This is a genomic window from Dietzia cinnamea NBRC 102147 (assembly GCF_001571065.1).
In the GTDB taxonomy this organism is placed as follows: domain Bacteria; phylum Actinomycetota; class Actinomycetes; order Mycobacteriales; family Mycobacteriaceae; genus Dietzia; species Dietzia cinnamea.
Genome location: NZ_BCSW01000022.1, coordinates 1 through 21,222 on the forward strand (window position 1 = coordinate 1; position 21,222 = coordinate 21,222).

At 70.4% G+C, this 21,222-nt stretch carries 19 protein-coding genes and 4 tRNA genes; 8 read left to right on the forward strand and 15 right to left on the reverse strand.

Going from position 1 to position 21,222, the window contains the following annotated elements:
- Positions 1 to 13 precede the first annotated feature (13 nt).
- Positions 14 to 1,297: a UDP-N-acetylglucosamine 1-carboxyvinyltransferase gene (gene murA, locus DCI01S_RS09430; protein ID WP_007627009.1), complete on the reverse strand. Its 1,284-nt coding sequence runs from the start codon at positions 1,295 to 1,297 to the stop codon at positions 14 to 16.
- 71 nt (positions 1,298 to 1,368) lie between these two features.
- Here murA and DCI01S_RS09435 point away from each other — a divergent pair, with 71 nt between their 5' ends.
- Positions 1,369 to 1,941 (forward strand): cob(I)yrinic acid a,c-diamide adenosyltransferase, encoded by a 573-nt coding sequence (locus DCI01S_RS09435; RefSeq protein ID WP_061228984.1) that lies wholly within the window; start codon positions 1,369 to 1,371, stop codon positions 1,939 to 1,941.
- A gap of 15 nt (positions 1,942 to 1,956) precedes the next feature.
- On the opposite strand, the gene DCI01S_RS09440 is transcribed toward DCI01S_RS09435, so the two are convergent.
- The 7 genes from DCI01S_RS09440 to DCI01S_RS09470 all read right to left on the reverse strand — a co-directional run bounded on the left by DCI01S_RS09440 (position 1,957) and on the right by DCI01S_RS09470 (position 8,909).
- Entirely contained in the window at positions 1,957 to 2,841 is an 885-nt protein-coding gene (locus tag DCI01S_RS09440) for a LuxR C-terminal-related transcriptional regulator (protein ID WP_061228985.1), read from the reverse strand.
- A gap of 205 nt (positions 2,842 to 3,046) precedes the next feature.
- Entirely contained in the window at positions 3,047 to 4,261 is a 1,215-nt protein-coding gene (locus DCI01S_RS09445) for a CobW family GTP-binding protein (RefSeq protein ID WP_061228986.1), read from the reverse strand.
- Positions 4,249 to 5,034 (reverse strand): enoyl-CoA hydratase, encoded by a 786-nt coding sequence (locus tag DCI01S_RS09450; RefSeq protein WP_061228987.1) that lies wholly within the window; start codon positions 5,032 to 5,034, stop codon positions 4,249 to 4,251. Before DCI01S_RS09450 ends, DCI01S_RS09445 begins: the two co-directional genes overlap by 13 nt.
- Positions 5,035 to 5,108: 74 nt before the next feature.
- Entirely contained in the window at positions 5,109 to 8,348 is a 3,240-nt protein-coding gene (locus DCI01S_RS09455; RefSeq protein ID WP_061229019.1) for an arabinosyltransferase domain-containing protein, read from the reverse strand.
- 83 nt (positions 8,349 to 8,431) lie between these two features.
- Positions 8,432 to 8,508, reverse strand: a tRNA-Phe gene (locus tag DCI01S_RS09460).
- 47 nt (positions 8,509 to 8,555) lie between these two features.
- Positions 8,556 to 8,632 (reverse strand) — tRNA-Asp (locus tag DCI01S_RS09465).
- Between the two features lie 204 nt (positions 8,633 to 8,836).
- Positions 8,837 to 8,909, reverse strand: a tRNA-Glu gene (locus tag DCI01S_RS09470).
- 103 nt (positions 8,910 to 9,012) lie between these two features.
- Here DCI01S_RS09470 and DCI01S_RS09475 point away from each other — a divergent pair.
- The 3 genes from DCI01S_RS09475 to phoU all read left to right on the forward strand — a co-directional run bounded on the left by DCI01S_RS09475 (position 9,013) and on the right by phoU (position 11,199).
- A tRNA-Lys gene (locus tag DCI01S_RS09475) sits at positions 9,013 to 9,088 on the forward strand.
- A 70-nt stretch (positions 9,089 to 9,158) separates the two neighbouring features.
- Positions 9,159 to 10,337, forward strand: a complete 1,179-nt coding sequence (gene dusB / locus DCI01S_RS09480) for a tRNA dihydrouridine synthase DusB (RefSeq protein ID WP_061228988.1) — start codon at positions 9,159 to 9,161, stop codon at positions 10,335 to 10,337.
- A 79-nt stretch (positions 10,338 to 10,416) separates the two neighbouring features.
- Entirely contained in the window at positions 10,417 to 11,199 is a 783-nt protein-coding gene (gene phoU, locus DCI01S_RS09485) for a phosphate signaling complex protein PhoU (protein WP_061228989.1), read from the forward strand.
- 134 nt (positions 11,200 to 11,333) lie between these two features.
- Here phoU and pstB read toward each other — a convergent pair whose 3' ends face one another.
- From pstB to DCI01S_RS09515, 6 genes are all read right to left on the reverse strand, one after another.
- Positions 11,334 to 12,110 (reverse strand): phosphate ABC transporter ATP-binding protein PstB, encoded by a 777-nt coding sequence (pstB, locus tag DCI01S_RS09490; RefSeq protein WP_061228990.1) that lies wholly within the window; start codon positions 12,108 to 12,110, stop codon positions 11,334 to 11,336.
- Positions 12,111 to 12,119: 9 nt separating this feature from the next.
- The gene (pstA, locus tag DCI01S_RS09495; protein WP_061228991.1) at positions 12,120 to 13,034 is read right to left on the reverse strand and encodes a phosphate ABC transporter permease PstA; all 915 of its coding nucleotides are present in this window, start codon (positions 13,032 to 13,034) and stop codon (positions 12,120 to 12,122) included.
- Positions 13,034 to 14,083: a phosphate ABC transporter permease subunit PstC gene (gene pstC, locus DCI01S_RS09500; protein ID WP_106385696.1), complete on the reverse strand. Its 1,050-nt coding sequence runs from the start codon at positions 14,081 to 14,083 to the stop codon at positions 13,034 to 13,036. The genes pstA and pstC overlap by 1 nt, the downstream gene beginning before the upstream one ends.
- A gap of 80 nt (positions 14,084 to 14,163) precedes the next feature.
- Positions 14,164 to 15,273, reverse strand: a complete 1,110-nt coding sequence (gene pstS / locus DCI01S_RS09505; RefSeq protein WP_106385695.1) for a phosphate ABC transporter substrate-binding protein PstS — start codon at positions 15,271 to 15,273, stop codon at positions 14,164 to 14,166.
- Positions 15,274 to 15,525: 252 nt separating this feature from the next.
- The gene (gene mshD, locus DCI01S_RS09510) at positions 15,526 to 16,464 is read right to left on the reverse strand and encodes a mycothiol synthase (RefSeq protein WP_061228993.1); all 939 of its coding nucleotides are present in this window, start codon (positions 16,462 to 16,464) and stop codon (positions 15,526 to 15,528) included.
- Positions 16,461 to 17,150, reverse strand: coding sequence for a winged helix-turn-helix domain-containing protein (locus DCI01S_RS09515; protein ID WP_007632135.1), 690 nt, complete (start codon positions 17,148 to 17,150; stop codon positions 16,461 to 16,463). The genes mshD and DCI01S_RS09515 overlap by 4 nt, the downstream gene beginning before the upstream one ends.
- Before the next feature lie 84 nt (positions 17,151 to 17,234).
- Here DCI01S_RS09515 and DCI01S_RS09520 point away from each other — a divergent pair, with 84 nt between their 5' ends.
- The 4 genes from DCI01S_RS09520 to DCI01S_RS09535 all read left to right on the forward strand — a co-directional run bounded on the left by DCI01S_RS09520 (position 17,235) and on the right by DCI01S_RS09535 (position 20,174).
- Positions 17,235 to 17,978 (forward strand): DUF2993 domain-containing protein, encoded by a 744-nt coding sequence (locus DCI01S_RS09520; RefSeq protein ID WP_061228994.1) that lies wholly within the window; start codon positions 17,235 to 17,237, stop codon positions 17,976 to 17,978.
- A gap of 10 nt (positions 17,979 to 17,988) precedes the next feature.
- A complete protein-coding gene (locus DCI01S_RS09525; protein WP_061228995.1) occupies positions 17,989 to 18,819 on the forward strand; it encodes a sulfurtransferase in 831 nt (276 codons plus the stop codon).
- 45 nt (positions 18,820 to 18,864) lie between these two features.
- Positions 18,865 to 19,365, forward strand: coding sequence for a DUF8021 domain-containing protein (locus tag DCI01S_RS09530; protein ID WP_061228996.1), 501 nt, complete (start codon positions 18,865 to 18,867; stop codon positions 19,363 to 19,365).
- A 119-nt stretch (positions 19,366 to 19,484) separates the two neighbouring features.
- Positions 19,485 to 20,174 carry a heme-binding beta-barrel domain-containing protein gene (locus tag DCI01S_RS09535; RefSeq protein WP_174521546.1) on the forward strand — a complete coding sequence of 230 codons (690 nt, stop codon included), beginning with the start codon at positions 19,485 to 19,487 and terminating at the stop codon, positions 20,172 to 20,174.
- 125 nt (positions 20,175 to 20,299) lie between these two features.
- On the opposite strand, the gene DCI01S_RS09540 is transcribed toward DCI01S_RS09535, so the two are convergent.
- Positions 20,300 to 21,208 carry an aminodeoxychorismate lyase gene (locus DCI01S_RS09540; RefSeq protein WP_061229021.1) on the reverse strand — a complete coding sequence of 303 codons (909 nt, stop codon included), beginning with the start codon at positions 21,206 to 21,208 and terminating at the stop codon, positions 20,300 to 20,302.
- Positions 21,209 to 21,222: the final 14 nt, after the last annotated feature.

Consider the following 21,222-nt stretch of genomic DNA (forward strand, 5'->3'; position numbering starts at 1 on the left):
CCCGCGACCACCGTCACCGATGGGTGGGAACCCGTTCGATGTCGCCGCCGAGCGAGCGGACGTTGCCCACGAAGTCGGAATACCCGCGGTCGATGTGGAACACCTCGCAGACCTCGGTCACGTCATCCGCGCACATCCCCGCGAGCACGAGCCCGGCGCCGGCGCGGATATCGCTCGCCCAGACCGTCGCCGAGTCCAGGCGCTCGCGACCGACGATCTTCGCGTGGTGACCGTCGGTCTCGGCGTCGACACCCATCCGCACCATCTCCTCGACAAAGCGGAATCGGGCTTCGAAGAGGTTCTCGGTGACCACCGAGACCCCCTCGGAGACCGAGGCGAGGGCGATCGCCATCGGCTGGAGGTCGGTCGGGAACCCGGGGAACGGCAGGGTCCGGATGTCCCGCGCCCGGGGTCTGCCCTCCTGACGGACGCGGATGTGGTCGGGTCCCGTCTCGACGTCGGCACCCACGGCGCGGAGGTTCTCCAGCACCACGTGGATGAACATCGGGTCGATCCCGGTGACGGTGACGTCCCCCCGGGTCATGACCGCGCCCATCGCCCAGGTGGCGGCGACGATCCGGTCGCCGATCACCCGGTGACTGACGGGAGTGAGCTCGTCGACGCCGCGGATGGTGATGGTGCTCGTCCCCGCGCCGCTGATCTGTGCGCCCATCTCGTTGAGCAGGTCGCAGATGTCCACGATCTCGGGCTCGCGGGCGGCGTTCTTCAGCACGGAGGTGCCCTTCGCCAACACCGCCGCGGTCACGAAGGTCTCGGTCGCGCCGACGGAGGGGAAGCTCAGTTCGTAGCTCGCGCCCCGGAGCTCGGTGGCCTCGGCGACCAGGCGACCGTGGTCCATCCTGGTGCGGGCGCCGAGACGATTGAGCCCGTTCTGGTGCCAGTTGAGGGGGCGGCTCCCGATCGCGTCTCCGCCCGGCATCGCGATCACGGCCCGGTGGTGGCGGCCGACGAGGGGGCCCAGGATGCACACCGAGGCTCGGAGTCGCTGGGCTGCCTTGTCGTCCGCGATGTGCCCCGGTTCGGCGGGCGTGTCGATCACCACGGTGTCGCCGGAGATCTCGACGGTGCACCCGAGGTGCCTCAGCACATCGGCCATCGCCGGCACATCGGAGATCGAGGGACAGTTGGTCAGCGTCGTCCGGCCCTCGGCCATCAGGGCGACCGCCATCAACTTGAGGACACTGTTTTTGGCCCCCGCGACGGAGATCTCTCCGGACAGTCGGGTGCCGCCTCTGACGAGGAAACTCTCCTCGCGGGACGTGGGATTACCGCTCACGGGTCCACCCTAGGCGAGACCGCCGATTCGTCCGCCGACCGCGGGGCCCGCGGCCACGTAGGTTGACTGCCATGGCTGTTCATCTGACGAAGATATATACCCGCACCGGCGACGACGGATCGACCGGACTGTCCGACTTCTCCCGAGTGAGCAAGAACGACCCGCGGCTCGTGGCGTACGCGGACTGCGATGAGGCCAACGCCGCGATCGGCGTGGCCCTGACCGTCGGCGGCCTCGACGACCGGGTCGCGGCGGTCCTCCGGGCGGTGCAGAACGACCTCTTCGACGCGGGAGCCGATCTGGCGACTCCCGCGGCCGAGAATCCCAAGTACCCACCGCTGCGGATCGAGCAGTCCTACATCGACCGGCTCGAGGGGTGGATCGACGAGTTCAACGCCAACCTGCAGGATCTCACGTCGTTCATCCTCCCCGGCGGAACCCCCGGCGGCGCGTACCTGCACGTCGCGCGCACCGTGGCACGCCGTGCGGAGCGGGCAGCGTGGGCGGCCGTCGAGGCACACCCGGAGACGACGTCCGTCCTGCCCGCCAAGTACCTCAACAGACTGTCGGATCTGCTGTTCGTGCTGGGCCGTGTCGCGAACCCCGAGGGCGATGTCCTGTGGGTGCCCGGCGGCGAGCGCTGACGGAGGCCGCGCGGCTCAGGGCAGCGCGCCCATGCGCCGCGCGGCGTTGACCGCCTCGAAGCGGGTGTGCGCGTCGAGCTTGCGCATCACCGATCGCAGGTAGCTCTTGACGGTCTCGGCACCGATGCCCATGTCGGCGGCGGTCTCGATGTTCGTCTTGCCCTGGGCGACACACGCCAGCACGTCGAGCTCGCGGCGGGAGAGGCGCGCGGTGGGCATCTCGGGCGGCGGTGAGACCATCTCCGCGCAGATCCGTTCGAGCTCCGCGCGGACGTCGGGGTCCTCGGTGCGTGAGGCGAGCATCCGCAGGCGGGCGTGGGTCTCGCGCATCCGCTCGTTGGACAGCACGTCGTCCCAGCGGCCCTCACCGGAGCCGGGACCGACCGGGGCCGAACCGCGCGCCGCCAGCGCGTCGTTCACGGCGATCTCCTGCTCGAGGGCGCGCGCGGTGGCGGCCATCTGGTTGAGGACCTTCTCGCCGAACCGCACCGACGAGTGCACGCCGGCGTAGATGACGGCGCGCACGTCCTTGCCCACCACCACCGGGATCGCGGCCATGGACCGCAGGCCCTCGGAGAGCACCGGGAGGTCGTACTCGTGGGTGATGACGCCCGCGCGCGGGTAGTCGGCCACGCCGACCGGCTTGCCGGTGGCCATGACCTTCCCGCCCACACCGGCGCCGTAGTGGACCTTGAGGTCCTTCATCGCCGAGGTGCGCATCCCGAGCGATTCGGACAGCACGAGCGTGTGTCCCTCGCCGACCACTCCCCCGATCGTCACGGGGATCCCGGTCGCCTCACGCAGGGCCGCGATAGCGCTGCGCACCGAGGCGAGGTCACGCTTGCGCCGCTGGGCATCGCCCGCTGCGCTCGGGCCGCGGCCCGCATTCTCCTCGTCCACGAGGTCTCCTCCCTCGTTCGGTGCAGCACCCCCACCGCGGTCGGTGCAGCACCCCCACCGCGGTCGGTGGGGCCCCTGTCGGTGCGACACTTCGCCGTCGTCAGCGCCACTATACGCACGTGGACGGGGTGATGCCGAACAGGAACATGAGACGACCGTCAGGTCGACGGGGGTAGTGCGCCGGGCGTTCCCACGCGGAAGACACTCAGGGAGTGAAGGCTGGATCGAATGCCTCGGGATCCTCGGGATCGGCGAGCATCGCCGCGGTCCCGGTGAGGGGTGCCGCGCGCTGTTCGTCGTAGATCCACTCCTCCACGTCACTGGAGTCCGGGTCACCGATCAGGTACGGGTGCAGGCCCAGGCCGGCGGCGGGGTCGACGTGCTCACCGGGCGTCAGAACGGCCTCATCGAGGAAGCGCGTCACCTCGTCGTCGTCCATCCCCACGCCGATCACCACCAGGCCGTCGGGTCCGGATCCCCCGGCGCGCAGCTCCAACCGGCGGCCCACCAGGGCCACCTCGTAGCGTCGCGGGCCGTCCGCGTCCGCCAGGGTCAGCGTGCCCTTGGCTCGGTAGGCGCCGGTCGGCGGCGCGGAGACCGCGGCGAGGAACCGGCGCGGGTGGAGGTGGCCGGCGGGCGCGACGGTGACGGCCGTGTAGCCGTCGTGGAGGTGGGAGTTGTTGTGCGCGTCGCCGCCCGGCGCGTGTCCCCCGTCCGGCGCGGCGGTCGACGCGGTGCGGGGCGCGGCGGGTTCCAGTCCCAGGAGCAGCCCGGCCGGCACGGCGGCACGCACCGCGGGTAGCACGGCCACGCGCGGGGCGTGGGCGCGGATCGTCGCGCGGAGCTCGCCGAACCGTTCACGGGTGACGAGGTCGCATTTGTTGACGACGACGAGGTCGGCCTCCGCCAGGTGCGCCGCCAGACGCGGGTGGCGCTCCATGGCGTCGTCGAGGCCCTCGGCGTCGACCACCTGGATCATCCCGGCGTGCCGCACGACGTCGCGCGGCACGTCGTGGACCATCCGCGACAGCACCGACGGCTCGGCGAGTCCGCTGGCCTCGATCACGGCCAGGTCCAGACCCATCCCGGGATCGGCCAGCCGACCCAGCGTCCCGGCCAGTTCGCTGGCGTCGACCTCACAGCACACGCAGCCGTTGGCGAGGGAGACCATCGAGTCGACGCGGCCGGCCACGGCGGTGGCGTCGACGTCGATCTCGCCGAAGTCGTTGACGATCGCCGCGATCCGCAGCCCGGGCGCGCCGGAGAGCAGGTGGTTGAGAAGGGTGGTCTTGCCCGCGCCCAGGTAGCCGGTCAGGACCAGTACCGGCAACGGCTCGCCGGGGGCGCGGCGGGCGTCCGTACGCCCGTCACCGCCCCCGGCGAGGTGACCGTGCGCGAGACGGTTGCTCAGCGCTTCCACTCGGGCTTCCGCTTCTCCGCGAACGCGGACATGCCCTCGGACTGGTCCTCGGTGGCGAACAGCGCGTAGAAGGCGTTCTGCTCGGCGAGCAGCCCCTCCTCGAGCGTGGTCTCGAAGGAGCGGTTGACCGCCTGCTTCGCGGCGATCGCGGTGGTCTTGCTCATGGAGGCGATCTTGTCCGCGACCTTGCGGGTCTCCTCCAGCAGGTCGGCGGCGGGCACGACGCGCGCGACCAGGCCGGATCGCTCGGCCTCGTCGGCGTCCATCTGTCGGCCGGTGAGGCACAGGTCCATGGCCTTGGCCTTGCCCACGGCGCGGGTCAGGCGCTGGGAGCCGCCCATGCCCGGGATCACGCCGAGGGTGATCTCCGGCTGGCCGAACTTGGCGTTGTCACCGGCGATGATCATGTCGCACATCATCGCCAGCTCGCAGCCGCCGCCCAGCGCGAAGCCGGAGACGGCGGCGATGATCGGGGTGCGCGCGGCGGTGAGGCGCTTCCAGTCACCGAAGAAGCGCTCGAGGTAGATGCCGGGGTAGGACTTGTCCTTCATCTCCTTGATGTCCGCGCCGGCCGCGAAGGCCTTCTCGGATCCGGTGATGATGATGCAGCCGACGTCGGGGTCCGAGTCCAGGCCCTCGACGGCCTCGACGACCTCCTTCTCCATGGCGCTGGACAGCGCGTTGAGCGCCTTGGGGCGGTTGAGGGTGATGGTCGCGACCCGGTCGGTCTGCTCGACCAGGATGTTCTCGAACTGCTTCTCGGTCACGGACATGCGCGTCTCCACTCTGTGTCTGCCTACGATTAGTTGGAAGTCCTTGTAAAAACTCCGGGTCCGATGCTAGCCGGTCAGCGCGCGAGCGGCCCGCCGTTCCACAGCCCCGACCGTACGGCCTCTCCGTGGTCGACGGTCGCCTCGCGCGCCTCGGGCACGAGCGGTGTGTACCGCACGAGCGATCCCCAGTCCCGGTCCCAGTCGTGCTCGAGGTAGGTGGGCACGGTCTCGCCCTCGAGCAGCAGCTCGATGAAGCCGAGCGGCCCTCCACCGTCCCACGACTGCCATGTGTTGGTGGAGCTCACCGCGAGACCGCGGTCGGGAAGGACGCGGTATTCGGGCAGCTCGTGGATGCCGGCGTACTCATCGAACGGCCGCAGGCACGGCACGTGGAACGCCACGGCCCAGTCGGGCAGGACCGGTCGGGTGTCCCCGACCAGCTCCTGCATCGTCACGAGCTCCGGCATGCGCGGCGGGGTGAATGCGATCCAGCGCGACGGGTCCGGGTCGAGGTCGCGCACGACCAGCCGGATCGCGGTGGTGTCGTCGGGCAGCGTATCCACGGGCACGCGCAGGTTGCGCCATGCCGGGGCCGGGCCGATGTCCAGGGGAAGGACGGAGCCGGCGATCTCGGTGCCACCGCCGGTCGCGTACTCGACGCGCAGGGCGTCCGGGGCGAAGGAGCCGGCCACGGCGATGGTGACGAGCGGGTTCTCGTCCGACCGCGCGGGCAGCGGATACCAGTCGGTGGTCGTCTCGGCGTTGAACTGCGCACCGGTCTGGTGGCTGCCCAGGACGGGCACGCGGGCGGGGTCGAGACCGAACGGCAGGACGGCGTGGCTGCCGTTGATGCCCTCTCCGGCGCGGACACCGCCCTCGGTGCCGGCGGTGGTCGACGTGGTGTCGGAGCTCTCGCCGGTGCCCGGGGTGTCGGTGTCGACGTCCTGCGTCGCCGTGAGGTCGGTGGGGATGCCGTCGGGCTCGAACCGGATCGCCTCGGCCCCGGCCTCGAGCTGGTCACGCGGCTCGCTCATGGGCGCGAGGAGGCCCGCGTTGGCGTCCGGCTCGGCGAGGACCGCGTCGGCGATGCCGCACGGCTTCCCGGACAGTGCGCGCAGGTTCTGGAGACCCACCGAGTAGGCGGGGTACTGGTTGCGGACGGCCGCGGCCATGGAGGCGACGATGATGACGACGACGAGGGCGGCCGCGAGCCCGAGCGGGGCCCGCGAGATCTCGCGGGCGAAGCGACGGAGGGGCCCGCGGTCGCGGTCGGGCCGCTGCGGCCGGGTCCGCGTGACGAACAGCTCGCGGTAGTGCAGCACCAGCGCGGCCAGGAGAGCCAGCAGCATGAGGCCGACGAACACCGAGGACAGGGTGACCCCGGCGACGGCCGGCTGGGCGCCGCCCCACGGGATGCCGTAGATGGAGATGTACCACCAACCGTTGGTGGAGGTGAAGCTCAGCGCCAGGACGAAGAACACGGCGGCAAGGAACAGCATGCGGTTGCGTAGCGAGCGCGTCGCGGTGGGCAGGACCGCCATGGTCACGAGGGCGGCGAGCGCCGCACCGATGGTCGCGAACGCGCCGAAGTGGTGCGTCCACTTGGTGGGGTTGAGCGCCATGAACGCGATGGAGATCGCCGCCAGGCCCACGATGCGCCGGGCCGGCCCGATCGCCACGCCGGGGACGCGTCCCTTGCGGAACAGTATCGCCGCGCAGGTGATGAGCGAGAGGAACATGGTGAGCACCGCGAACCGCCGCGCGAGCGAGCCGTCCGGGGTGGGGTTCATGAGCCACTCGTAGCGCCACACCTCCTCGAACCAGCGGCCGGTAGGCCCGACGTCGCCGAGCAGAGCCGACGACTGGAGCGTGGTGACCAGCGGCTGGTCCAGGAAGATCAGGTGCAGTACCCCGAGCCCCGCGGCCAGCAGGGGTGCCACGGTCGGGACCCACCCGTCGCGCCGCGCCCGCCGGATGATGAGCAGCAGCAGCGGGCGCGAGGCGGCGATGATGACGGCGATGCAGAACGTGCCCGTCGGCGCCGCGGACAGGGTGAGCCCGCCGATGATGAATCCCGTCGCCGCCGGCAGCAGTCGGCCGGTCGCGAGGGCCCGTTCGAGCGAGACCCAGGTGGCCAGCACGCCGAAGGCGATGATCGGCTCGGGGCGCAGGCCGTTGTTGTAGGTGAGCCAGAACGCGAGGAAGACGGCGGCGGTGCTCCACCGGACGGCGGGCGCTCGACGAGCGGCGATGCCCAGGCGCGGGATGACCTCCCGCGAGAGCAGGATCCACGATCCGATGCCCAGAAGTAGGGCGGGCAGACGGAGCCAGATGCTGCCCAACGACACCGCGCTCATCGCGGTGTAGAGGTAGTACGGCATCCCGAACGGGGCGTAGGGGGCACCGTAGTAGCGGAAGACCTCGGGCATGTAGCCGCTGGAGACCGCCGCGCGCGCCTCGGTGAGGATGTAGCCGTCGTCGGCCGTGTTGGCGCCGATGACGTGCCACACGAGCAGGGTGCCCACGACGAGCACGTCCAGCGGTCGAGGCTTCCACCAGCCCGGCGGGAGGATCCGGCGGGCCAGCCGTCCGTCACGCAGGTCGAGCCGGTGTAGGGCGACCAGCGCGACGATGATGGCGAGGATGCCCACGACGATCGCGATCTGCTTGAGCGCCGTCGCCTGCGTGGTGTAGCGGGAGTCGACCGTGATGTCGACGGACATGCCCTCCGGGGCCGCGCCCTCCAGATCGGTGAAGACGCCCACCACCTGGGGTCGCAGGTCGCGGTCGATGCGGCCACCGACGCCCTGCCCGTCGACGGAGAGTCCGGTGAACTCGGCACCGATCGAGCCGGAGTCGGCGATGACGCGGATGCTCGAGCAGCCGCCGGGCGCGGCGACCGCCTCGGTCGGAGCGGAGGCGATGAGGACGTTGCGGCTGCGCACCTCGACGTTAGGGCCGGCCACGGACACCATGAGGCCGCGCGCGCCGGCGTCCTCCCCCGCCTCGCGCGGCGCGGTGGAGACGAGGACCCCGTCCTCGCGGCCCTGCTCGCGCAGCTCGGTCACCGCCGAACACGGGAGTTCCACCTCGATGTCGAGCGGGTAGTACGCCACCAGGGGCGCGGTGACCGGGTCGAGGGTGCCGCCCTCGGGCCAGCTGATACTCGTCGTGGTCTGCGTGACGGGGAGCAGCGGCACGACGATCGCGAGCAGGATGCCGATCAGTCCACTGACAGCGGCGATGATCCCCCACCGAGGTCCCGACTGGGTTCTCTCCGGCACGACAGGGACCTCGCTGGCAGTCGATGGCATGGCGTCCACGCTATAACGAGGGGTCGACGATCCCCGAAACGACGAACGCGCCGGAGGGATAACCCTCCGGCGCGTCATGTCCGTGGTGGCCAGAGTCGGGATCGAACCGACGACCTTCCGCTTTTCAGGCGGACGCTCGTACCAACTGAGCTACCTGGCCATAAGACCACCGGCGCACCCGGTGAAACCGAATGCGCCGGTTGCCTCTGGCGACCCTGACGGGACTTGAACCCGCGACCTCCGCCGTGACAGGGCGGCGCGCTAACCAACTGCGCCACAGGGCCGTGCTCTCCGCACGAGAAAGAACATTAGTGGACGCCGCCGTCGATGCGCAAATCGGGCCCCGGTCCCCCGGTCGTGCGCTGGTCAGCGCCGCGTTCGAAGCGGGGCGCCCCCGATCCCGAGGGGGGCGCGGTGGCGCCATCGTCGCGAGGCACTGAACGCACGAGGTCCCGGCCACCTGCTCGGTGACCGGGACCTCGACTGTGTACCCCCTACGGGATTCGAACCCGCGCTGCCGGCGTGAAAGGCCGGTGTCCTAGGCCGCTAAACGAAGGGGGCCTACGCCACGTCCGGGATCGCCGGTCCGCAGCGCGCTCCAGTGTAGGGCACCGCCCGCCGGGCGGATAAACCAACCGGGAGGCGGGGCGGTATCGTGGCCGTCGCCCCTATAGCTCAGTTGGTAGAGCTACGGACTTTTAATCCGCAGGTCGTCGGTTCGAGCCCGACTGGGGGCACCACCGCGGTCGCCTGGTCGGCTGCTCGTCACCGATTTTGGACGCGTACGCCGACCACTGGGACACTTGATCCATGTCCGCCCCCACCGCCACCGCCTCCCCCGCGCTGCGCATCGGCCCGCTCGAGCTCGCGTCGCCCGTCGTCCTCGCGCCGATGGCCGGGGTCACCAACGTCGCCTTCCGCACCCTGTGCCGCGAGATCGAGCGGGAGCAGCAGGGATCGGTGTCGGGACTGTACGTGTGCGAGATGGTCACCGCCCGTGCGCTGGTCGAGCGGCAGCCCGCGACCTTGCACATGGCGACGTTCGCGTCCGACGAGTCGCCCCGCAGTCTGCAGCTGTACACGGTCGACGCGGAGTACACGTACGCGGCGGCCAGGATGATCGTCGACGAGAACCTCGCCGACCACATCGACATCAACTTCGGATGCCCGGTCCCCAAGGTCACCCGGCGCGGCGGCGGATCCGCGATCCCCTACAAGCGCCGCCTGTTCCGGTCGATCGTGGCGGCGGCGGTGAGGGCCACCGAGGGCACCGAGATCCCCGTGACGGTCAAGATGCGCGTCGGGATCGACGACGAGCACCACACTCACCTCGACGCCGGTCGGATCGCCGTGGAGGAGGGCGCCAAGGCGGTGGCGCTCCATGCGCGGACCGCAGCCCAGCGGTATTCGGGGGAGGCGGACTGGTCGCAGATCTCGCGACTGGTCGAGCACGTCGGCGCGGTATCGGACGTGCCGGTTCTCGGTAACGGCGACATCTTCTCCGCCGAGGACGCGGTGCGGATGCGCGAGCAGACCGGGTGCGCGGGCGTGGTGATCGGCCGCGGTTGTCTCGGCCGTCCGTGGCTGTTCTCCGAGCTGGCCGCCCGCCTCGCGGGCCGCGAGGCGCCGACCCCGCCCACTCTCGGAGAGGTCGCCCGGATCATGTACCGCCACGGCGAACTCCTCGCCGAGCACCACGGCGAGGACAAGGGCATGCGGGACATCCGCAAGCACGTCGCCTGGTACCTGCGCGGGTTCCCCGCCGGGTCGGAGAAGCGGGTGGCCCTGTCCGCCGTCCGCACCCTGAACGATCTCGCCGCGATGCTGGCCGACCTGCCGACTGACGAGCCGTTCCCCGCGGACGGCTACGGACCGCGTGGGCGGCAGGGCTCGCCGTCGAAGGTCCTGCTGCCCGAAGGGTGGCTGGACGACCCCGAGGACGACGCGGTGGCGCTCGCCGGCGCGGACGCCGAGAACTCCGGGGGCTGACCCCCGGGGTGACCCCGAGTTCACCGGGCGTTCACCGTGAGCGGAGATCACCGCGCTGACATGGGCGTATGCTGGCGGTATGCGTCTTGTCTACTCCGAAGAACTCGCGGATCTGGCCACCTCCATGGCCCGGATGTGCTCCCTCGCGACCGATGACATGGAGTTGGCCACCCACGCTCTGCTCCAGGTCGACCTCGTCGCCGCGGAGAAGGTCCTACAGTCGTCGTCGGAGATGTCGCGGCTGGCGACCGAGAACGAGGAGCGCGGTTTCGCGCTGCTCGCCCTCCAGGCCCCGGTAGCGCGTGACCTCCGCCAGGTGGTCACGTCGATACAGCTGGTGCAGGACCTGGTCCGGATGGGCACCCTGGCGGGCCACGTCGCCAAGATCGTCCGCCGGCGCCATCCCGAGCCGGTTCTGCCAGAGCCGGTCAACGGCTACCTAGCGGAGATGGGCCGCGTGGCCGTCGCCCTCGGCCGCTCGGCCACCGAGGTGCTGCTCAACAGGGACCCCGAGCAGGCCGCGACCCTGGCACAGCAGGACGATGCGGTCGACGACCTGCGTCGCCACCTGTTCACCCTGCTCACCGTTCGCGAGTGGAAGTGGGGCGTGGCCTGCGCGGTCGACGTGACCCTGCTGGGCCGGTACTACGAGCGGTTCGCCGACCACGCGGTCGAGGTCGCGCAGCGCGTGATCTTCCTGGCGACCGGCGAGTACGCCACCACCCCCGAGAGCGATCCCGAGGAGCCGTCGCCGTCGAGCGAGGAGCTGGTTCGCCGCTTCAACGAGACGGACCGTGCCTTCAAACAGCGGATGGCGCAGCACGAACCGGATGAGGACGAAGGGTCACCACAGGGGTCCTGACCAGCGGGTGGCGCGCCACACGCGTCACGCACGACGAAGACCGCCCCGTCCCGGGGTTCCGAGCCCGGGGCGGGGCGGTCTCGTGTGTGGCGGGATCCGGCTGGTGCCGCGAGGCGATCCGGGTCGTGGTCGGCTCAGCCGAAGCGGCCCGAGACGTAATCCTCGGTCTGCTTGTTCTCGGGGTTGGAGAAGATGCGCTCGGTGGAGTTGACCTCCACGAGCTGCCCGGGCATTCCGGTGGCCTCGAGGGAGAAGAACGCCGTCTGGTCGGACACACGGGCGGCCTGCTGCATGTTGTGCGTGACGATCACGATGGTGAAGTCGTTCTTGAGCTCGGCGATGAGATCCTCCACCGCCAGGGTCGAGATAGGGTCGAGAGCCGAACAGGGCTCGTCCATGAGCAGTACCTGGGGCTCGATGGCGATCGCGCGGGCGATGCACAGACGCTGCTGCTGACCGCCGGACAGGCCACCGCCCGGCTTGTCGAGACGATCCTTGACCTCGTTCCACAGGTTGGCACCGCGCAGCGACTTCTCGGCGACCTCGTCGAGGGTCTTCTTGTTCTTCACGCCCTGCAGACGCAGACCCGCGACGACGTTCTCCTTGATCGACATCGTGGGGAACGGGTTCGGGCGCTGAAAGACCATCCCGATAGTGCGGCGGACGGCGACCGGGTCGATCTTCTTGTCGTAGATGTCGACTCCGTCGAGCTTGATGGAGCCCTTCACCGAAGCACCGGGGATCTCCTCGTGCATCCGGTTGAGCGAACGCAGCACCGTGGACTTGCCGCAGCCGGAGGGGCCGATGAACGCCGTCACGGAGCGGGGCGGAACATGGAGGTTCACGTCCTTCACGGCGTGGAAGTCGCCGTAGAAGATGTCGACGCTCTCGAGGTCGAGTCGCTTGGCCATATCGGGTCCTTACTTGGTCTTGGGCGCGAGCGCCTTGGCGGCGAACGTGGCGAGCACGTTCGCCAGCCCGATGATGATGATGAGCGTCAGGGCAGCACCCCAGATGCGGTACTGGCCGGCCTCGTTGGGGTTCGAGAGCTGGTTGTAGATCAGCAGCGGCAGCGAGGCCATGTTGCCCTCGAACACGTCGTAGTTGTAGCGGGCCGTGTAGCCCACGAGGATGAGCACCGGCGCCGTCTCGCCCATCACGCGGGCCAGCGCGAGGAAGATGCCCGAGATCATGCCCGACAGCGCGGTCGGGACCACGACGCTGACGATGGTCTTCCACTTGGGCACGCCCAGCGCGTAGGAGGCCTCCCGGAGTTCATCGGGGACCAGCTTGAGCATCTCCTCGGTCGACCGCACGATGAGCGGCAGCATGAGCAGCACCAGCGCCAGAGCCACGGCGAAGGCGCTGAGGTTGAACTTCAGCACCGAGATCCAGACGCCGAAGATGAAGATGGCAGCCACCACGGACGGGACGCCGGCGAGGACGTCCACCATGAACGTCGTGGGCCTGGCGAGCCTGGAGTCGGGGTACTCGACGAGCATGATGCCCGCGGCGACGCCCAGAGGTATCGAGATGACGGCCGCGATCAGCGCCTGTACGAGGCTGCCGTAGATCGCGTGACCGACCCCGCCCGCCATCGAGGACGGCGCGACGAGATTGAACGAGTTGGTCCACCAGTTCACGTTGATGATCGCGGGGAAACCCGAGACGATCACCTTGAACAGCAGGGCGACCAGGGGGATGACGGCCAGCACGAAGCAGACCGTGAACACCACGGTCGCCGCCTTGTCCTTGATCTTCCGGCCACCGGAGATCGGAAGGAATGTGTCGGCCGGCTTGGCCGGTTTGGCGAGGTCGGGGGTTGCCTGGGACATCAGCCGTTGACCTTTCCACCGGACACCGAGCGCGCGATGAGGTTGACGATGAAGGTGAGGATGAAGAGCACGAGGCCGGCCGCGATGTACGCACCGGTCGGCAGCGGGTGGTTGAACTCGGCGCTACCGGACGCGATCTTGGAGGCGAAGGTGAACCCGCCGTCGAACAGCGACAGTGTGCTGGGCGAACTCGCCGCGCGGAGGATGATCAGGACCGCCACCGTCTCTCCGAGCGCGCGACCGAGGGCGAGCATGGAGCCGGCGATCATCCCCGACTTGGCGTAGGGGAAGCAGGTCATCCGGATCTTCTCCCACTTGGTGGCGCCCAGCGCGAGCGCCGCCTCCTGGTGCAGAGAAGGCGTCTGGCGAATGGTCTCGCGGGACATCGAGGTGATGATCGGCAGGATCATGATCGCCAGGACGACGCCGGCGGTGAAGATGGTGCCGCCGCCGGCGATCGTGACGTTGCCGTCGCCGAACAGGAAGAACCAGTTGAGGTTCTCGTTGAGCCACGTGGCGAACGGGACCATCCACGGCCCCAGGACGAGCAGACCCCACATGCCGTAGATGATCGACGGCACGGCGGCCAGCAGGTCGATGAGGGCCGACAGCGTCCGTGAGAGCCGGGGCGGCGCGTACTGCACCAGGAACGTGGCGATCCCGATGGAGACGGGCACCGCCAGCACCAGGGCGAAGACGGAGCTCAGCACCGTGACCTTGAGCAGGTCGAGGATGCCGAACGACATGTTCTCCGGGTCCGTGGTGTTCCACACGGACGACGTGAAGAAGTTGACGTTGTTCTGCATGAGCGACGGCGTCGCCTGCATGACCAGAACGATCCCGATGAGGGCGATGAGCGCGACGATGACCGCGCCCGCGAAAACGGTGAGCCCGCGGAAGATCGCGTCGATCCTCTGGGACGACCCGGCGTCGCGCAGGCCGCTCCCGCCGCCCGTGTCCGCGTCCGACGCCGGGGCGGTGCCGTCGGCGGGCCCGCCGGACGAGGAGTTCTTGCCGGCGTCACGGTCGACGGATTCGTGAACTGTCATGAGACCTTCAGTCGCTCAGGTGGGAAAGGGGTCGGTCACCGCGCCCGACCGTACAGGGGTGGACGCGGTGACCGGAAATATCAGGAGATTTCGGAGATCGCCGTCACCAGCTTCTCGCGGAACTCGTCGGGCACCGGGATGTAGCCCTCGGGCTCGAGCTGACCCTGGACGTCCTCGGACACCGCGATGTTGAGGAAGGACTTGACGGCCTCGGCGGTCTCGGGATCGCCGTAGGTCGAGCAGACGATCTCGTAGGTCGGCATGATGATCGGGTAGGCGCCCGCGGCCTCGGGGACGTAGAACGACGAGGTGTCGATGACCAGGTCGTTGGAGCCCTCGTTCTTCAGGGTGGCCGAGTCGATCGTGGTGCCGGCGGTCTCGGCGTTGAGCTCGACGCCCTCGGAGTCGGCCGGGGTGATGACCTTGACCATGCCGAGGTCCTGGCTCTTGGCGTAGGACCACTCGGTGTAGGTGATGGTGCCCGGGGTCTGCGCGACGGCGGCGGAGACGCCCTCGTTGCCCTTGGCGCCCTCGCCCGTGCCGCCGTTGAACGTCTTGCCGGCGCCCTCGGTCCACACCTCGGGCGCGGCCGCCTCGAGGTACTTCTGGAAGTTGTCGGTGGTGCCCGACTCGTCCGAGCGGAAGATCACGGTGATGTCCTGGTCGGGCAGCTCGACGCCCTGGTTCTCCTCGGCGATGGCCGGGTCGTTCCAGTTGGTGATCTCGCCCTTGAAGATCTTGGCGAGCGTGTCGGCCGACAGCGCGACCTCGACGCCGTCCAGGTTGTAGGCGATCGCGATCGGGCCGAAGACAGCCGGCAGGTTCCACGCCGGGCCCTCGCACCGCTGCTCGGCCTGCGTGTACTCCTCGTCCTTGAGGGGGGAGTCCGAGCCGCCGAAGTCGGTCTGGCCGCCGATGAACTCCTTGACGCCGGCGCCGGAGCCGTTCGAGTTGTAGTCGAGGGTGTGGCCCTCGCAGCTCATGGCGTAGGAGTTGGCGAAGACGGTCATCGCGTTGTTCTGCGACGAGGCGCCGGAGGCCTTGAGTGCGGCCTTGCCGCCGCACTCCGCGTCGGCGACCTGCTGAGCGGCCTGATCGCCGGAACCGGCATTGTTATCCGAGCAGGCGGCGAGGCCGACCGTCGTGAGGGCAGCGAGGCCGAGCAGAGCACCGGTGCGCTTGAGGTCCACAAAATCTCCTAGGTTCATCTGGCGGGATGCCCCACCGGTTCACGTTCTTGGCGATCTGGTCGCGGGGCCGGACCGCACACACCGGCCCGACGGGGAGAGAACCTAAAGCTCGGACGTGAACAGCCCCGAGGAAGTAGGTGAACCCGAGATGAACTCCCTGTTCGCGCGTAGTTCACCCTGCCCGCGGAGCCCTCCCGGCGAGGCCCCCACCTGGGGTGACACTGAGAACGGGCACCCCCGCCATCCCGGTCATCACCGCGAGGCGTACGTCACATCGCGGTGCTCGACCGTGAATCCGAGACGCTCGTAGGTACTGATCGCCGGGGAGTTGTCACCCTCGACGTAGAGCACCACCGACTCCGCGCCGACGGTGTCCTCGAGGTGCGCGACGCCGAGGGCGGTGAGTAGCCCGCCGAGACCGCGCCCCTGCTCCGCCGGGTCCACCGCGACGACGTAGACCTCGCCCTCCACCGGCTCCCCCGGCTCCGCGACGGTCTTGGTCCAGTGGAACCCGGCCAAGCGCGACCGCGGCCCCGTGACGTCGACGGCCAGGAACACGCCGGCAGGATCGACCCAGTCCACGGCCAGCCGCTCGTCGAGCTGATCACGACTCCAGCCGCCCTGCTCCGGGTGCCACGAGAACGCGGCGTTGTTGACGCGCAGGAACTCCGCCCGTGCGTCCAGGCCCGGCCAGCGCTGCCCGCCCTCGGAGGCGGCGTCGGCGAGCGTGCCGGTCTCGATCCCCTCGGCCGGGCGCTGGTCCGGCAGCGCCGGGACGTCGGCGGCGCGCCTGCGCATCATCAGCAGTTCGCGCGTGCGCGCGAGGCCCATGCCGTCTGCGAGACCCCGCGCGGCCGGCAGATCCCCGTGGGCCCACACGGCGACATCCGGTTCCGCCTCCAGCACCGCGCGCACGAGAGCGGTGCCCAGTCCCCGCCGGCGGTGTCCGGGGTGGACCACCAGCTCGGCGGACGACCCGGGTCCGCTGCCCGTCAGCTGCGCATACCCGGCCGGCCCGTCCGTGCCGGGAGCGCTCGCGAGAAAGTGACGGACCCGGGCGGACGGCGCCCGCAGCGCCCGTAGCGGCTGCTCCCCCAGCGGGGCCACCCCGTCCAGCGTCTCGGCCTCCGCGGCCATCGCCTCCACCCGGTCAGCGGTGGCGGCGTCCATGGATCGTTCATCGACCGTCATGCGTCCCCTCCCTCCTCGCGGCGGTCCGTCGGTCTGACCGCCTTGTACCCGACGTTACGGACCGTGCCGATGAGGGACTCGTGATCCGGGCCCAGCTTGGCGCGCAGGCGCCGGACGTGCACGTCGACCGTGCGCGTGCCGCCGAAGAAGTCGTAGCCCCACACCTCCTGGAGGAGCTGGGCGCGCGAGAACACCCGGCCGGGGTGCTGGCAGAGATGCTTGAGGAGCTCGAATTCCTTGTAGGTGAGGTCCAGGGGCCGGCCCTTGACGCGTGCGACGTAGGTCTCCTCGTCGATCACCAGCTCACCGACCGTGAGCAGGCCGCCGTCGGCCTCGCCCTGCGTGGTGCGGCGCGCGGCCGCCAGTCGGAACCGGGCGTCCACCTCCGCGGGCCCCGTGGTCGGCAGGAGGATGTCGTCCAGTCCCCAGTCGCCACTGACCGCGATCAACCCGCCCTCGGAGACCACCGCGATGACGGCGAGGTCCGCGCCGCCCGCGAGAAGCCTGCACAACGCCCGCGACGCCGCCAGATCACTCCGCGCGTCGACCAGCGCGAGGGCCGCCCCGGAGAGCTCGCCCAACGAGGAGGCGAGCGGCGGGAGCACACGCACCGAGTGCGGGAGCAGAGGCAGTGCCGGGATGACCGCCTCCGGGTCTGCTTCAGCGGCGAGGAGCACTACGTCCATGTCGCTTCCTCTCCATCCGGGGGGCCGAGAGGAATACTAGCGACCTCCACCCCCGAAACAGGGAGTGGAGTACACCTGGAGCCCATGAGGATCCCCCGCCCCGCCGTCGTCGCGGTCGTCGCAGTGGCAACGGTCGCCCTCGGCGCCTTCGTCACGGAGACGGTGCACGCCTCCCGGATCGAGGCGGACCTGTCGACCCGGATCGGCGGCCCCGCGACGCCCGGGTCGGCGCCCCCGTCGGTCATGATCGGCGGCGGTCCGGGGTCGCGATGGGTCGGGCCCGACACTCTCGCGTCCGCGGCGATCCGGATCGAGGGGGTCGAACGGCCGGGTCTCGGCCCCGTCGCCGTCGAGGCGAGGGCCACCGACGTCCTCGTGCCGGACGATCCGGCAGCCCCGCCGATCGCCGGGGAGTCGACGGTCTCGGTCCAGATCACCGGCGACTCACTCGGCCCCGCTCTGGGGATGCGGGACGTGCTGGTCGGCGCCGCCGACGACCCGAGTCTCGCGGGCGGAACCGAACACCGGGCCCGCGTCACGGGGACCCTCGAGGGATCCGACGTCCGCGTCTCGGCGTTCGTCGACCTCGTCGTCGACACCCACGGCGCGCGGCTCGTCCCCGTCGCCCCGGCGACCGGACCCGCGGGGTTCCCCGACGGTGACGGCGAGCTCGCACTGCGCCGGACCGCCCTGACCCTGGAACCCGATGTCCTCCCCCTAGGAGCCACGGTCGACACCCTCACGGTGACCGGCGGCACCATCACCGCCGCCGGCGTCGCCGCGCGCGGCGGAGCGCCGCTCGACGGTCTCGCGCGCCCCGGCCACTAGACTCGGCCGCATGAGTCGCGACGACGTACTGGTCAGCACCAGCTGGGCCTCCTCGCGCCTGGCCGATGACTCGGTGGTCTTCCTCGAGGTCGACGAGGACGTGACGGCGTACCACACCGACGGCCACATCCCGGGCGCCGTCGCCCTCGACTGGCGGACCGAGTTGCAGCAGCAGTACACGCGCGACCTGGTCGACCGCGAACGCTTCGGCGAACTCATGTCCGAGCGGGGCATCAGCCGCGACCACACGATCGTCGTCTACGGCGGCAACCACAACTGGTTCGCGGCCTACGCGTACTGGTACCTGCGCCTGTACGGGCACCGCGACGTCCGACTCCTCGACGGCGGACGCATGCTGTGGGAGCGCGAGGGGCGCCCCCTGGAGACCGAGGCGCCCCGGCGCCCGGTCACCGACTACGTGGCCGACCCCCAGGACCTGTCGATCCGCGCGTTCCGCGACGACGTCCTCGCCGGGCTGGGACGCGACGGCTTCGTGGACGTGCGCTCGGTGGACGAGTACACCGGTCGCCTCGCCGCCCCCGCAGGGCTGCCGCAGGAGGGCGGGCGCCAGCGCGGTCACATCCCGGGCGCGGTCAGCATCCCCTGGAACCGCGCGGTCACCCGCGACGGCACCTTCCGCTCCGACGCGGAACTGCGCGAGATCTACTCGGACGTGCTCGACGACCCCGCTCGGCGCATCGTGGCCTACTGCCGGATCGGTGAGCGGTCCAGCCACACCTGGTTCGTCCTCCACGAGCTCCTCGACCAACCCAACGTCGTCAACTACGACGGCAGCTGGGTCGAGTACGGCTCCCTCATCGGGGTCCCGGTCGAGCGGTGAGACCTCGCGCCCCGCGCGGGTGCGAAGCTGGCTAGTCTCGATCTCATGTCTCTGCTGTCCCGTGCGCTCGGCATGGCCGGGCGGGCCTCGGTGGTCGCCGTCGGCGCCTCCATCGCCTCCGCAGTCCTCGTGGGTATCGATCAGCGTCGGGGGGCGACCCCGGAGGTACCCGATCACCCCGGCCCGTACTCCCCAGAGGAGCGCGAGGAGGCGGTGCGGATGTACCTCACCGCCCTCACCGCGCCGGCCGCGGCGTTCCGCGTCCCGTTCGCACCCGACTGCGTGCGGCGCGAGAACGGGATCAAGACCGGCTTCAACGCGGCCCAACTCCGCTGGGACCTCCACCTGCACCTGCAGTACTCGGTGATCCGTGAGGTGCGGGACATCGTCCTCACCGTGGACCCCCCGGGCCGGGAGGGCGTCGTACACGCGGAGTTCACGCTCGCGACCGTTCTGGGCGTGAAGGCCAGGGTCTCCGAGGACTTCGTCGTGCCACCCGAGGACTGCCTCATCCACTCGATCGACGCCCGCATCGCAGTGGGCTGAACGCCTCGGGGTTAGAATCAGGCCATGGTGCTCTTCTTCGAGATCCTCCTGGTCCTCTGCACGCTGGCCATCCTGTGGGCCACCTGCTACATCGTCTACCGCACGGTCACCGACGAGTCGTGACGGAAAGCGGCCAGCCGAACGCCGGTGACCCCACGCCGCCCACCCCTGACGGGGTAGGGGGCGAGTCGGTGGTGCGCGGGTCCGGGAACGCTGCCGTCAACGCCGCCGCGCAGCGCTCCGAGGAGACCGCCCGCCGGAACATCCCCGCGTTCTCCGAACTCCCTGTCCCCGAGGACACCGCCAACCTGCGCTTCGGGCCCGACCTCCACCCCGGCCTACTCGCCCTGCTACCCCTCGTGGGTGTCTGGGAGGGCGAGGGCGAGGCGGACACCGAGGACCGCGGTCAGCACCGGTTCGGCCAGCAGGTGGTGGTCTCGCACGACGGCGAGAACTACCTGAGCTGGACGTCCCGCTCGTGGACCTACGACTCCGGAGGCGCCGTGAACGACGCGGCCTACCGCGAGACCGGGTTCTGGAGGATCTCGGCGGACGACCAGCTCGAGTTCCTCGTGGCCCACGCCTCGGGGATCATCGAGATGTACTACGGCACCCCCATCACCCAGTCGGCATGGGAGATGGCCACCGACGTGGTCCTCGCCTCCCCCACCGGCCCCAAGCGGGGCGGCGCCAAGAGGATCTACGGGATCGTCGAGGGCGGCGACCTCGGATGGGTCGAGGAACGGGTCCACCCGGAGAAGGGCCTGGTCCCACACATGTCCGCGCGCCTGCGCCGCGTCGCGGGCTGACCCGAACGGGTCCCGGGCCGCGCAACCGACCCAGCCCCGAGTAGCCGACCCGCCCCGCGTAGCCGACCCGGCCCGTCCCGCGGACTCCGCTCCCGCCCACCCGACCCCGGTCGGGTGGGCGGTTCTCATGCGCGTCCGACCGCGCGATCGACCATCCCGGCGACGTCGATCCCGGGGTCCCCGCCCGGCAGGGTCGTGTCGTCGATCCGGCGGACCCGGGCGTACAGCGTCACGGAGGACAGCAGCCACATCGCGTCGGCCGACACGAGGTCGGTGAGCAGGAGACGCTCGCGCCGCACGGGCACACCATCGCGTGCGGCGACCTCCGCCATCGCGGCCAGGGTCGTGCCCTCCAGGATCCCGACCTCCGCCGGTGGGCTCAGCAGTTCACCGTCGCGAGCGATCACCACCGTCGAGCGCGGCCCTTCGAGAACCTCCCCGTCCGAGGAGAGGTAGACCACGTCGTCGAACCCGGTCGCCGCGGCGTGCCGGAGCGCCGCCATGTTCGTGGCGTACGACAGGGTCTTGGAGCCGATCAGCAGCCACGGAGCGGATCCGGCGGCATCGGAGGCGTACCCCCGACCGAGGGCCGTCACGGCGATCCCCTCCGCCCGCGCCCGGAGCGCGGACCCACTGACGGGCGCGACGGTGATGTACGCGGTCTCCTGCCCGCCCCGCTCCGGTCCACGAGACAGCACCAGGCGCAGCATGGCCTCCGTCCGGGTGTCCCACTCGCGCGCGGCCAGGTCCATTCCGGCCCGCCACGCGGACTCCGAGGGCCCCGTGAGCCCCAACGCGGCCGCCGACCTCGCCAGACGCGCGAGATGCCGCTCGGGCTTGGCCGGGCGGCCTCCCACCACCAGGAGGGTCTCGAAGCACCCGTCCCCCCGGACGGCGGCGAGGTCGTCCGCCAGGAGCAACGGCTCGTCCGCCGGGTGGACCCGTGGCCGCGGCCCCTCCGGTCCGCCGGAGACCAGGACGACGACCCTGGCCTCGTCAGGTCGATCGATCGCCGTTCCCGCTGGAGTGCCCATGGAGCCCACACTAC